The sequence below is a fragment of the Ruminococcus sp. RTP21204st1_B2_RTP21204_210225 genome, assembly GCF_040914135.1.
Classification (GTDB): Bacteria; Bacillota; Clostridia; order Oscillospirales; family Ruminococcaceae; genus Hominimerdicola; species Hominimerdicola aceti.
On record NZ_JBCPGA010000001.1, the window covers coordinates 118,134 to 132,254 of the forward strand.

The window sequence follows — 14,121 nt, forward strand, 5'->3', positions numbered from 1 at the left end:
TGGAAGATTGACCCTAACCTCATCCTCTTTGGCAACGCTTACTTGTAAATCAGTTCGGTCAGTATCACTTCCTCCGCTTGGCTGCGGATGTTGTTCATCAGTCCGACCCACTGCATCGGTGCTTTCTCTTTCAGTTCCTCTGTCACGCCCTGCTCGGCTGAGAGCTGCTTCGTCAGAAGCTCCAACCTCTGGAGTGCTGTCTGCTCTACCTCGTGCAGATGCCCGTTCAGCCTGCCCGATGTCAGCAGATTGAGATAGGTCACTCGCTTGTGCTTCTCCAGATAATCCCTGTGCATCAAAGCGTACCTGCCAAGCGGAAGCTCTGGCTCTGTCGGTAATGTTAGGTCGGGAATAAGATAATCCCCCTGTCTGCTGTAAGTGATTTTGCTCATTGTATTCGCTCCTTTCGGGTTGTTGTCTGCCTTTATCATACTGAGCCTGCGTTCTTTGTGCAAAGGTGCGATTCTGGTCTTTTTCCGCCATTTGCACATTTCGGATAGACTGTGAGATTTCCCGTAACGCCATTTCCGCAATATCGCTCGTGGCAACGCCGATGGCGTTTATCGTTGCAGGGGTATTGAAATTTACAATATCCGCAAAATCATCACGGTCAAAAAACTCATTCGTATCCAGACCGCAGCGGCTGATCAGCATAAAAGCAACGCTGTTTGCTGCCAGCCGCCTGTAAACGACTTCTATATTAAAGTCATCCAGTTCTTCCAAAAAGCTGTCTTTCGTGCAGTCCTTTAACTGAGAAAAATAGTCTTGCAGATTGTCCTCCACGGCGTTCTTTGCCGTTTCCATTAAGGCAGAAGCAAGGTCAGTGCTTTCCACATCTCCAAACCTGTCCGAGAGCCTTTCCATAACAGCCTGCTCGTATCGCTCATCCATCTGCCATATCGGAACAGGGCGGCTGCCATAATAGCCCTCGTGGGTGTCGGACACATCAAAATAGTATTTCAGCGTATTCCTGCGACCTTTCGGGTCAAATACGGCAATACCCTTGCTGTCCTTATTGACCCAACGCTTGAATTGCCTGTTCCAAGTTTCGAGCTTCGCAACGGCGACAGCATCGGGGCGTTGGGCGTATATTAAAAGCTGTTCGTCAAAACGGCATTTATAGTTGCGGCAGGCAGAGGACAGAAAGCCCTGCCACGCCTGCGGATTTTTTGCAACCGCAACGCCTGTACGCCGATACAGCTCTGTGATTAGCTGATACTTCGCAGCCATTCAACCTACACCTCCTTATCGTTTTTGTTTCAAATATTCCTGTTTGCTCACTCCGCACCACCGCCAAGAAAAGCAATGACCTTGTTCGATTTAATGCTCTTTTGCAGGTCATTGATGAGAGTAATATCCGCAACCGTGATGCCCTGCATAGAAAGAATATCGTCCATAGTCATAGCGGCAATCGCTTTTTCATCGGTAAAGCCTGCTTCCAAGACCTTATTCAAGACCTTGACGGCTTTCTGATTAACAGCCATATTCTAAATCCTCCTTATCGTTCTAAATCCTTGTGCTTCGGTGTTTTCTGCGGCGTTTGTTCCGCAGGTTTCGGCTCATAGGTCGCCCCGTTTTTCTGCATACGCTCGGCAAACTCGCAGATGTGGTACAGATTGCTGCCGACTTCGGTATGGTATTCATCAATAAAGCGGCAGGGATACTCCCGTTTCTCTCCCCAAGAGATCTTGACAATGACCTTTCCGCCGTCTGGGATACGGAACAGTTCTTTATATTGAGGGTCAATATAGCGGATACCTTGTTCCGCTTTCTGGATATGCTTATCAAGCCATTCCTTCACATAACAATAGCAATAAAAATTATAGTCGCCTTTGGTGGGATTGCATCGAAGCAGAAAAGCGTGTTTCTCCGTATCTACACGGAAACCGTACTCAGTACAATAGTTGCCCTTTATCGCACTTTCGGGAAAATGCCTTGCAAACGCACTCATATCATAGCGGTTATGCAAAAGCCCTTTATCCTTCCGTAAAGCATTGATGACCGTATCAAGGTCTGCCTTAAATTCGTCAGATTTCCATTGGGGTCTGGTATCAAACCAAGTGGTGTAAAAGCCATAGCCCGTTGTGGCAAAGTCTCCACGCAGATGCCCGATAGTGCCTGTCTGCCCCTCAAGCTGCATACTTTGGGCATAGGTGTATTTCTGTTCTGTCGGGGTTAAAGGTCTTGTCTTTATTTCATTACTCATTCGGCTGCTCCTTTCTTTCCTTTTTCTCCTTCTGCTCGTCTAAAATCTTGCGGATACAGACATCGCAGAAAATAACTAACCCGTCCTTATATCGGGGATAAGGACAGGTCGTGCAGTCATATTTTGATTTATCGCTCACGGTCATCACCGTTTTTCTGCTTTTGTGCAGGCTGATTATAGGGCATACGGCACTCTGACTGGTATCGTTCATTCAGCTTTTTCCGTGCATCATCAAGCTCATTCGTGTAATAACCCCAGAAATAATTTGAGCCGCCCTTGCAGTACCAACACACATAAGGGTTGGGTGCGTTGGGATTGTGACCGATGACAAACTCTGTACTCCCGATAGTACAGCTCTCGATGATTTCATAGTTCTGATTGGAGCGTTTTTCTTCGTCCATAAGCACCTCTCTATTCTTTGGCATAACGCCGATAGGCTTTCTCGCCCGTGGCTCTCATTTTCTGAACAGGGCGGCTCCCTGCAAGCTCTGGATGCTGTGCCTGCAGCTTGCGGCGTGTCCTGCTGACGCTCTCAAAGCTCGGCAGACCGAGATATTTGTGCTGCGTCATTATCTCTGCAAGCGGCATTGCCCCTGCATCCTTCAGACAGGCATTACAAAGTGCAAGATATAGCACCATATCGTCATTTCTGGCATCTTCATTCTTTTCCAGAACAGCCCTGACTTTCTTTTCAATGGTTTTAAGGTTTTTCATTGTTACCTCCATAAAGGAAAGGGCGGCATCTTTCAGCCGCCCAGACCACTTACTTTTTCTTTCTGTTACGGATATTCAGCCATACCGCCGCACCCACAATGAACACGACAAGCACGATTGCGATAATGGTTTTAGCGTCCATCAATTAGTCCTCCTTTTTCTTCTTTCTGTTCTTATAGCCGACAAATCCGAGAACGCCCGCACCGACAACAGACAGAGCTGCAAGGCTTACCCATAAGCCCAGATTGAAGTCATCGCCTGTTTTCGGGGTATCCCTGAACTCATTGTGCATCTGCACGATAGCCGTAGCGTCCACCTTGACCGTTGCCTGTTTATCGGCAGGCAGGATATATCCTGCGGAAGCCTTGTTACTTACTTCGGATACGGTATAGTCGCCAATCCGCAAGCCCTCAATCACGATTTCTCCGTTCTTATCTGTCTTAAAGGTCTGGTCATAGTCCACGCCTGTCACACGGAAAGAGAAGCCCTCCACCTTACCGTCAGAGGAAGTCTTTACGATTTTAAGAGAGCCTTTCTGTGCTGCATTGATAAATCCTACACCCGCCTTATTTTCCACGGTGTAGGTCTTGCCGTTCTCCTCAACGGATACGGAATACACATTTTCGTCAAGCACAAAACCTGTCGGAGCTTTGGTTTCCTTTACCAGATATTTGCCGAAGCGGAGTTCACTCATCTGGTAAACGCCGCCGTCAAGTTCTTTCATTTCGCCAAGCAACGTATCGTCTTTATCCAGTTTCCCATCGCCATTGGTATCGGAGTAAACCTCAAATACCGCACCAGACAGCTTGTTGTCGGGATAATCCTCATCAACCTTTGTCAAAGCGATATTGCCCTTAATGAAGTAGTTGACAAGTTCGATTTCCACAACTTCGTCCACCTTGCCGATAGTCACGGCGATTTCTTCCTCGGAGAGTACATATCCCTTCGGGCTTTCGATTTCACGGATTATCCAAGTTCCATACGGTACTTTGGCAAAAGAAAAACTACCATCATCTTTTGATGTGGTAGCTACAATCGCATTTTCCTTTGTAAACTCGGTAGTTCCTGTCTTAAAGATACCGATAACTGCACTGCCCAGAGCTTTTCCATCCTCATCAGATTTCTTACCGCTTACAGAGCCGTAAATAATGTCATTTGTGATAGCTTCGCCCTCATTGGCTATGATGCGGACAGTTTCGGTATCCTGTCCTGCGTATTCAAAAATAACAGGGTATTTTGCATCGCTGACAATATATGCGGAGTTGGTCGAGGTTTCCTGCACATAATAGCTGCCCATCGGCAGGTCGCTGATAGCTTTCCCGTGACCGCTTTCATCAAGGGAAATGACCTCAATCAGACCGTCCGCAGGAATGGTCTTTCCATCTGCGGCTGTGAGTTCCTCCGCCGCATACAAGCCAAAGGTCACATCAAAGATTTCTCCATTCTTGCCAATGCCGTAGGCTTCATCAATGGCAAGGCTCTTGATGAGGTCGATTTCAACACGCTGTTTTTCATTATAGAAAGAAGTAGCCGTTTCCGTTACATCAACATTCTGTCCTGCATACACAAGCTCAACAGAACGAACTTCCTCATTCAGCACCATTCCATACGGAGCTGTGATTTCCTTAACCTCATATTTTCCGAGATACAGTTCTTTGGATTTTGCTGTACCGTCCTTTCCTGTCGTAACGGTATCCACAACCTCGCCCTTGTTTGCTCTGACCGTTCCGTCCAGAGTGACAATATCCTCGGCTGCGGTAATCTCATAGACTGCACCCTCAAGACCGCTGACAGAGAAAATCGGCTGATACAATCCCTTATCGCCTGCCACGGAGCTGAATACTTCGCCAGACTTTTCTACTGTAATTGTACCTTTCTGTGCCATATTGGAACGTACTACCTCAATAACGGTAATGCCGCTTTCTTCCTCGGAATTTTCCTGCACCACATCAAAATAAACAGGCTCGGAATTTAAGACATACCCATACGGGGCTTGTACTTCCACAAGGGAATAGCCTTTGCCGTATTCCAATGTCTGCGGTGTGATTAGGTCGCCGTCTGCCGTAGTATAGAAGGTGTCAATGGTCGTCACTTCGGGATAAGTGAAAGTCATAGTCACAAGATTTCCATTTGGGTCGTAAATCTGGAAGCCTGCACCTGCATACGGGATTGTATTGCCTGTTTCTGCATCTTTCTTTACGATTTTGATATAGCTCTCAAAGTTAGCGTTGTTGATAAGGTAGCGGTAGGTCTGACCGTCCTTGCTGATAAACACATCAAAGTCTTTCATCAGTTCACGCCCCTCCCAACCAAAGGTCTGGCGGACGGTATAAATGCCATACGGCATATCCTTTGTCTGGGCAAAACCGTTCTCGTCACATGTCAGCACATCACGCTCGGTTTCCTTTGCATTTTCATAGCTGCCTGCGGATTTGAGGAACACTTCAAATACCGCACCTTCTTCGGGTGTTTCAATCTGGGTTTCCCCGTTATCCGTATGCTTGATGAGTGCGATATTGCCTTTGATGACCTGTTCATTCACATCGTTTGCGGTACTGTTAAGCTCTACCGTGTATAGTTCTGGTTCTGCACCTACCTTGTGGATTGCGGTATCCAGAAGATACCCCTCGGACGGGCTGATTTCACGGACAGTCCAATCATTATCACAGATATAATACTTGGTCGTAAACTGACCGTTTTCATCAGTCGTGTAGGTGTCAATCAGTTCCTCACCTTTATAGATGCCGTAAACCGCACCTGCAAGGGAAGCGTCGCCCTGCGGAGAACCTGTTTCTGCATCGGTCTTTGTCACAGTCACTTGGAATTTCTTCAACACATTGTCGAAGCTGCGTTTTGTGACCTTGTTCCATTCAATCGGAGCTGTCTGGGAAGCAGGAACGACATAGCGGACTGCGGTATCCACTTCCTCAACCACATACGGGGTATCGCCACTGATAAGGACATTTTCAAACTTAGCTAGTCCGTTTTTATCAGTCACGGCATACTCGTCAACAGGCAAGCCGCTTAAAGATGTGCCATAAAGGTGGAATTTCATTCCCTCCACCAGATTGTCCTCGGAAGTCTTAACGATTTCCAGACTGCCACGCTTCAAAGTATTGCTGAAGGTCACAGTAGAGGTTTTTCCTCCGATAAGTGTGACAGTCTGGGTTTTCTGCGGCTCATAACGGTCAATAGACTGTTCTGTGACCGTATAAGTGCCAGGGAATAATCCCTCCACGGAGACAGAGCCGTCCTTTCCTGTCTTAACTGTTTTATTGAAGTTATCACCTTTGATTGTAAAAGAGATGCCCTCCACAACTCCGTCCTCAGAAGTCTTTTTGAGGGCAATCGTGCCTGTCGGCGTTTCGATATTGATATATGCAGACACGGTATCAGCATTCTCCACACCTGTTACCAAATCCTGCAAGTTCGGGTCGCCATAGGCAATGAGCTTTGCACTGCTGCTGACAGTCGGCACATTGTTCCTCTTTGCCGTAATGCGGACAGAACCGCTGATAGCTACGGTGGAGCTGATTGTCAGCTTATTTCCAGACTTCGATACACTCACATTGCTGTCAGAGCTTGAAAAGCTGTAATCGGAAAGGACGCCGTTGCTGTCCGTCAATGTGATGCTGTACTTTCCGTCCTTGTAGGCAAGCTCCTTTGTGATGTCATTCTTACCGCCCGACATAAAGCTCGGAATGGTGTTATGCTCACGCAGCATTGCAACAATCTGGTCATACACTGCCCTTGCTCCGCTGTTGGCATAATTTGAACCGAAGTGCAGGCTGTAAACGGTGGTGCTTGTCTGGTTATATGAGCCTGTGGCTTCACGGCAGCCTGTGACAAACTCCCATACGAGGGTCTGCGTGGCAAGCCATTTTTCATCATCACTTCCCGACAGATTATTTCGGTTGCCCTGATACCCATAGAGCAGGGCAAGCCCAACCACCTTTTTCTGATTGGCTGAAAGGGCGTTCCAAGTATCAGAGGAAGCCTTTTTCAAGGTGTTTCCTGTTTTCAGCGGTACTCCCGGCTGAATACAAAACGCATTCTCACCGTCCACAAACATACGGTACTTGTAATTTCCCGTTCCGCCTGCGGTATAACCGCCGATATTCGCACTGGAATTGTACCTCATCGCATTACCGTTGCTGTCATAGGTGTGGGAAAAGGAAATCGTCCCGATGTCACCCGCAGCAAACGCTGTCGCAGGCATTATGGATAATGCCGTGACCGCAGCCATTACAAAAGCCGCAGCCTTTTTGAATAATTTAGGGATTTTCATAGTTACCTCCTGTAATTTGGATTGAATATTTTACCTTACTGACCGAAAAAAGCTGCCCGTTATGGACAGCTTAAAGTATTTCTTTTCTCGGATAGTTACTGGCAGTAGTTAGGGGGTGAGGTGTGGAGAGGGGGAAGCCAAAATAATGGCTATGCACTCAAATGGGCAGACCTCGCCCTCGGTGTGTGGCTATCTCTCGTGAGCCTTGTTCCGCTGCAAGTGTCGGTTATAAAACTCCAACGCCTTGACAACAAAATCCGTTTCCTGCCCTCTGGGAACAGTCTTGGGAATGAGCTTGGTTATCCTCTCGTCACGGAAAGCAGGTTTTCCCTTCTGGTTGGGCTTTTCTTCCTCCATAATGGACTGGATAACCTCGGAAGTGAGCTTGCCGTATTGGTTATACTTCTTCATTTTGATAGCCTGTGCCAATGACGGGGTAGCATCGTTGTACTCCATTGCTTCAAGCAAGGTGTATTGCTGTTCCTCGGTCAGATAGGAAATTTCAACCGCAGGACGGAAAGCAATCTGCCGTTCATCTACCATTTGCAGGATTTCGGGAACAAGCTCGGTTAGACGGATATAGCGGCGTATCTGGTCTTTGCTTTCTCCAACAAGTTCTCCTAATTCCTTATCAGAACGCCCTTTTGATAAATTAGTCGCCAATGGCGACGCATTTTCTTTTGGGGGTCTGCCTGCCTGTCGTTTCATAGCTTCCAACCGCATTTTATACGCAAACGCTTTCTCACTCGGCAAAATAACAGAGCGTTGGAGATTACTTTCCACCATAACAATAATGGCTTCATCACGGGTAAGCTCTTTGACCTCGCATTTCAGCGTTTCAAGTCCTGCAAGTTCACAAGCCTTTTTTCGCCTGTGACCACTGATAAGCTCATACCGTCCGTCCTCTTTTAAGCGAACTGTCGCAGGGGTCATTACACCGTTTCGCTTGATACTCTCAACAAGCTGTTCCATATCCTCGTCCATTAAAACCTTGAACGGGTGGTCTGGAAACTCGTCAATCTCCGATATGGGAATATCCCTTATCTTAGAGAGCTTTGCTTCCTCACGGCTTTCGTCCGTCTGAAAAAGGTCATCGTATGCAGTCAGCTCGATTTTGGTTTCTCTGCTTCTCGCCAATCTCTGCCACCTCCTTTCCGAACTGCTCATAGGCTGCGGCAACCTTGCCGCTTTTGTCGTAGGCAAAGATACTTTTGCCCTCTGCGGTAGCTTCCACCGCACGGATAGAATGAGGTATCTCGGTATCAAACACCTTGATTTTCTGACCGTATGCACTTTTGACCGTTGCCGTAATCTCCTTAGAAATGTTGGTACGGGGCATTACCATAGTCATTAAGATACCGTCTATCCGCAGCTTTGGGTTGATTTGCCGCTTGACCATTGATACGGAGCGAAGCAAAAGCTCCAAACCTTTAGCCGAGAGATAGTGGGGCTGTGTCGGGATAATCACGCTGTCAGCCGCCGCCAGAGCATTGATGGTTATCATGCCTAAGCTCGGCATACAATCAATAAGCACATAATCGTAATTCTTTTTAACCTCATTGACATAGGTTTTCAGTACACGCTCACGGCTCATTGCATTGATTAGCCTTACCTCAAAGCCCGACAGCTCAATGTTTGACGGAAGCAGGTCAACGCCCTCTCTGTGATGGATAATACCCTGTGAAGCATCAAGCGTTTTATCGTCTATGATGTTCTGCATCACAGTAGAGAGCGTTATGGGAATATCGTCTGGTCTGTTATAACCCAGAGCCATCGTGAGATTTGCCTGTGCATCGGCATCAATCAGCAGGACTTTTTTACCCTGCTGCACCAGACTTACACCCAGATTGACCGCTGTGGTTGTTTTTCCGACACCACCTTTCTGGTTAGTCAGAGCAATTACTTTGCAATTTGACATAGATGCGTCCTCCTTTCACATAGATTTAGCCACTTTGTCAAGGTGGCTATGTAAACAGTACCAGAGAACGCAAAAAAGCCGCCTACTCTTAAAATCAATAAGAATAAGCGGCTTTGTAATTTGCCTTAGACATATTCAATTTTCATTCTCTTGGTCGGTGCATTTATGACCTTAAAAATAAGCTCGTCAATACAATCCGTATATCTGCCTTGCTGAATAAGCTGATTTTTTAACTCTACAAGGCTATGTATTAAAAGTTTTCTTTCGTGGCTATCCAAATACAGATGATTAAATTTCTCTCTCATAAGCACACCTCCACTTCTTTAGCTTCATTATATTTGAAAACGGGGGAAAGGACAAATCTGCAAAAGGGACAAAAAATAAGCGTACCACTATTTCTAATGATACGCTTATCATATTTAACTGTTAATCAAGGTCTATGAATACCCTTACAGTGGTATCTCTCCACTGATTTTTCCTTACATACTGTCCGTTAGCCTTCCGATAGGCTGCTGCCTGCTCGAAACTAAGCGGCAATTCAAAGGAAAGAGAACTCCTACCTATTTGCGATAGCAGCCTGAGCAGCAGCAAGTCTAGCAATTGGAACTCTGAATGGTGAGCAAGATACATAGTCAAGACCGATCTTGTTGCAGAACTCAACAGATGTTGGGTCGCCGCCGTGCTCACCGCAGATACCGCAGTGGAGCTTTGGATTAACTGGCTTACCAAGTTCAAGAGCCATTTCCATAAGCTTGCCTACGCCGTTCTGGTCGAGCTTAGCAAATGGATCGTTCTCGTAGATCTTTGCATCATAGTAAGCATTGAGGAACTTACCAGCGTCATCTCTTGAGAAACCGAATGTCATCTGTGTAAGGTCGTTTGTACCGAAGCAGAAGAAGTCAGCTTCCTTAGCGATCTCGTCAGCTGTAAGAGCAGCTCTTGGGATCTCGATCATTGTACCAACCTCGTACTCAAGGTCAGAGCCAGCAGCCTTGATCTCAGCGTCAGCAGTCTCAACAACGAACTTCTTAACATACTTAAGCTCCTTGATATCATTTACCAGTGGAATCATGATCTCAGGCTTAACTGTCCAGTCTGGGTGATTCTTCTTAACGTTGATTGCAGCCTTGATAACAGCCTTTGTCTGCATCTTAGCGATCTCAGGATATGTTACTGCAAGACGGCAGCCACGGTGACCCATCATTGGGTTGAACTCGTGAAGTGAAGCGATGATAGCCTTGATAGTCTCAACAGGCTTGTTCTGTGCCTTAGCAAGAGCCTCGATATCAGCCTCTTCTGTTGGTACGAACTCGTGAAGTGGTGGGTCAAGGAATCTGATAGTAACAGGGTTACCCTCAAGTGCCTCATAAAGAGCCTCGAAGTCAGCCTGCTGCATTGGCTCGATCTTAGCAAGAGCAGCTTCTCTCTCTTCAACTGTATCTGAGCAGATCATCTCTCTGAATGCAGCGATTCTCTCAGGGTCAAAGAACATGTGCTCTGTACGGCAAAGACCGATACCCTCAGCACCCAGCTCTCTTGCCTTCTTAGCGTCAGCAGGAGTATCTGCGTTTGTTCTAACCTTCATTGTTCTGAACTTGTCAGCCCAGCCCATGATTCTGCCGAACTCGCCAGCGATTGTAGCGTCAACAGTTGGAATGATACCATCATAGATGTTACCTGTTGAACCGTCGATAGAAATGTAGTCACCCTCGTGGAACTCCTTGCCTGCGAGTGTGAACTTCTTGTTAGCCTCGTCCATAACGATATCTGAGCAGCCAGATACGCAGCATGTACCCATACCACGAGCAACAACGGCAGCGTGTGATGTCATACCGCCTCTAACTGTAAGGATACCCTGTGAAGCCTTCATACCTGTGATATCCTCAGGTGATGTCTCAAGTCTTACGAGAACGACCTTCTCGCCTCTCTCGTTCCAAGCCTCAGCGTCATCAGCTGTGAATACGATCTTACCACAAGCAGCTCCTGGAGAAGCGCCAAGACCCTTGCCCATAGGAGTAGCAGCCTTGAGTGCCTTTGCGTCGAACTGTGGGTGAAGAAGTGTATCGAGGTTTCTTGGGTCGATCATTGCAACAGCCTCTTCCTCAGTTCTCATGCCCTCATCAACGAGGTCACAAGCGATCTTAAGAGCAGCCTGTGCAGTTCTCTTACCATTTCTTGTCTGAAGCATATAAAGCTTACCGTGCTCAACAGTGAACTCCATATCCTGCATATCTCTGTAGTGATCTTCAAGTGTCTTACAAACCTTGTTGAACTCAGCGAATGCCTCTGGGAACTTCTGCTCCATTTCAGAGATGTGCATTGGTGTACGAACACCAGCAACAACGTCCTCGCCCTGTGCGTTTGTAAGGAACTCACCGAACAGACCCTTAGCACCTGTAGCTGGGTCTCTTGTGAATGCAACACCTGTACCGCAGTCGTCACCCATGTTACCGAATGCCATGGACTGAACGTTTACTGCTGTACCCCATGAATAAGGGATATCGTTATCTCTTCTGTATACGTTAGCTCTTGGGTTATCCCATGAACGGAATACAGCCTTGATAGCGCCCATGAGCTGCTCCTTAGGATCAGTTGGGAAGTCAGAACCGATCTTAGACTTGTACTCAGCCTTGAACTGGTTAGCCAGTTCCTTAAGATCCTCAGCGTTCAGCTCAACGTCCTGCTTAACGCCCTTCTTAGCCTTCATCTCGTCGATAAGCTCTTCAAAATATTTCTTACCAACTTCCATAACCACGTCAGAATACATCTGAATGAATCTTCTGTAGCAGTCCCAAGCCCATCTTGGGTTACCAGACTGAGCAGCGATAGTCTCAACAACTTCTTCGTTAAGACCGAGGTTAAGGATTGTATCCATCATACCAGGCATTGATGCTCTAGCACCTGAACGTACAGAAACGAGGAGTGGGTTCTCCTTGTCACCGAACTTCTTGCCTGTGATCTCTTCCATCTTTACAATGTACTCGTTGATCTCTGCCATGATCTCAGGATTGATCTCACGGTTGTCCTCATAATACTGAGTACAAGCTTCCGTTGTGATCGTAAAGCCCTGAGGAACAGGGAGACCGATATTTGTCATCTCAGCAAGGTTAGCACCCTTACCGCCGAGAAGCTCTCTCATGTTGGCATTACCCTCAGAGAAAAGATAACAATACTTCTTTGCCATTGGTTTTTTACCTCCAAAAATTTTTTGAATTCCGAAGCGTGCGGACACAATTATCCCGTCGCCCACGGTTACATATATATTATAACAGATTTAAAGCCAAATTACCATAGGTTTTTCTCACTTTTATACATAAAATCTTATACAATATTTGCTCACTTTTTATGTGCAATATGACAGTTTTTAAATACCAACACATAAAAAAGCCCTGCTGAAATCAACAGGGCTGAAATGTCTATTTTGTCGGTGGAAGCAGCTGCCTCTGCAGAAAATACCTACTTATGTCCGATACCGCAGACAAACGGCAATATATGACATGCCGTACATTTATAATGCGCTGAACGGGGTGCGCCACGCTTATTTCTAAGTCACCTATATCATACCATATCCGCAAGCATTTGTCAATAGCAAAATGCAAATAAAAAGCCCTGCTGAAAACAACAGGGCTGAAAAGTCTATTTCGTCGGCTGGAAGCCAAGATACCCAAGATACCTGTGACTTATGTCCGAACACAGCAGACAAACTGTGATATATCTGGTCTTTCGACAACTATATTATATCACATTACGGCTTATTTGTCAACACTATACCACCTGAAAAAGATAAAATTTCAGATAATCCGTTTCAGGCACATTGAGAAGTATCGGGTGGTCAGGGGCTTGCTGTCTTGCTTCAATAAGCTTGAGCTGAACGCCTGCGTCCTTTGCAGCACTCATTACCATTTTCACAAACAGCCTGTTCTCCATAAAATGCGAACATGAGCAAGTGGCAAGATATCCGCCCCTTGGCAGAAGTCTCATCGCCCTGTAGTTTATCTCCTTATATCCCCTCTCAGCGCTTCCCACTGTTTTTCTGCTCTTTGTGAAGGCAGGCGGGTCAAGGATTATCATGTCATAATCAGCCTTTTCTTCAAGAAGCTTCGGGAGCAGGTCGAAAACGTCTGCACAAAGAAAATCCATTCTGTCCGTCAAACCGTTTCTCTCAGCATTCTCCCTGGCCGTATCAACAGCGAACTGTGAAACGTCCACCGCCGTAACGTGCCTTGCACCGCCCATTGCCGCATTGAGTGCGAACGAACCTGTGTGGGTAAAGCAGTCAAGGACCTTCTTGCCCTTTGCTATCTTCGACACCGCAAGGCGGTTATATTTCTGGTCAAGGAAAAATCCAGTTTTCTGACCGTTTTCAACATCGACCTCATAGCGTATGCCATTCTCCATTATCTCAGTGATATTTGACGGTGGCTCAGGGAGAAATCCAGCCCTATACCAGCCCTTGTACTGTTCCAAGCCCTCCAGCTTTCTGATAGCGACATCGTTACGCTCCATTATGCCAGAAACTTTAACTCCGTCCTTTTCAAGCTCTTCAACAAGAAGCCTGAATATCATATCCTTTATCATATCCATGCCGTAGGAAAGCACCTGCGAAACAAGTATATCTCCATACTTGTCGATAGTAAGCCCCGGCATGCCGTCAGCCTCACCAAAAATAAGCCTGCAAACCGAAAAATCGTCCCCCATAACAGTTTTTCTGTAATCTATGGCATAGCGGATACGTCTGCGGAAAAAGTTTTCCGAGAAATTTTCATTTGCGTTGTCAGATAAGATCCTTATCCTTATCTTGCTGTTAAGGCTGAGAAAACCAGTTCCAAGATAAGAGCCTTTTTCAGAGAAAACATCGCAAAGCTCACCGTTTTTCAAGCCCTCAGGCTCGTTTCTCAGTTCGTCACAATACACCCATGGGTGACCGTTTTTCAGGGACATTTCCCCTTTTTTCGATATAGTGAACGCAGGATAGATTCTTTTGCTTTTCATTAT

11 protein-coding genes are annotated in these 14,121 nt (G+C 46.5%); all 11 read right to left on the minus strand.

Features of this window, described 5'->3' with window-relative positions; translation table 11 throughout:
- Positions 1-38: 38 nt before the first annotated feature.
- The 11 genes from AB5123_RS00510 to AB5123_RS00560 all read right to left on the minus strand — a co-directional run bounded on the left by AB5123_RS00510 (position 39) and on the right by AB5123_RS00560 (position 14,118).
- A complete protein-coding gene (locus AB5123_RS00510; RefSeq protein WP_306769511.1) occupies positions 39-491 on the minus strand; it encodes a TnpV protein in 453 nt (150 codons plus the stop codon).
- A gap of 786 nt (positions 492-1,277) precedes the next feature.
- Entirely contained in the window at positions 1,278-1,484 is a 207-nt protein-coding gene (locus tag AB5123_RS00515; protein WP_008703446.1) for a hypothetical protein, read from the minus strand.
- Positions 1,485-1,498: 14 nt separating this feature from the next.
- Positions 1,499-2,206, minus strand: coding sequence for a hypothetical protein (locus AB5123_RS00520; protein WP_368364441.1), 708 nt, complete (start codon positions 2,204-2,206; stop codon positions 1,499-1,501).
- Between the two features lie 128 nt (positions 2,207-2,334).
- A complete protein-coding gene (locus AB5123_RS00525) occupies positions 2,335-2,607 on the minus strand; it encodes a hypothetical protein (protein ID WP_347043606.1) in 273 nt (90 codons plus the stop codon).
- Positions 2,608-2,617: 10 nt separating this feature from the next.
- Entirely contained in the window at positions 2,618-2,920 is a 303-nt protein-coding gene (locus tag AB5123_RS00530) for a hypothetical protein (RefSeq protein ID WP_008703450.1), read from the minus strand.
- 145 nt (positions 2,921-3,065) lie between these two features.
- Positions 3,066-7,208, minus strand: a complete 4,143-nt coding sequence (locus AB5123_RS00535) for a SpaA isopeptide-forming pilin-related protein (protein WP_347043607.1) — start codon at positions 7,206-7,208, stop codon at positions 3,066-3,068.
- Positions 7,209-7,397: 189 nt separating this feature from the next.
- A complete protein-coding gene (locus AB5123_RS00540) occupies positions 7,398-8,345 on the minus strand; it encodes a ParB/RepB/Spo0J family partition protein (protein WP_215650518.1) in 948 nt (315 codons plus the stop codon).
- Positions 8,299-9,126: a ParA family protein gene (locus AB5123_RS00545; RefSeq protein WP_008703456.1), complete on the minus strand. Its 828-nt coding sequence runs from the start codon at positions 9,124-9,126 to the stop codon at positions 8,299-8,301. The genes AB5123_RS00540 and AB5123_RS00545 overlap by 47 nt, the downstream gene beginning before the upstream one ends.
- 125 nt (positions 9,127-9,251) lie before the next feature.
- Positions 9,252-9,431: a hypothetical protein gene (locus AB5123_RS00550; protein WP_006857231.1), complete on the minus strand. Its 180-nt coding sequence runs from the start codon at positions 9,429-9,431 to the stop codon at positions 9,252-9,254.
- A gap of 251 nt (positions 9,432-9,682) precedes the next feature.
- Positions 9,683-12,310 (minus strand): pyruvate, phosphate dikinase, encoded by a 2,628-nt coding sequence (gene ppdK / locus AB5123_RS00555; protein WP_117865754.1) that lies wholly within the window; start codon positions 12,308-12,310, stop codon positions 9,683-9,685.
- Positions 12,311-12,891: 581 nt separating this feature from the next.
- Positions 12,892-14,118 (minus strand): class I SAM-dependent rRNA methyltransferase, encoded by a 1,227-nt coding sequence (locus AB5123_RS00560; RefSeq protein WP_368364442.1) that lies wholly within the window; start codon positions 14,116-14,118, stop codon positions 12,892-12,894.
- Positions 14,119-14,121 lie beyond the last annotated feature (3 nt).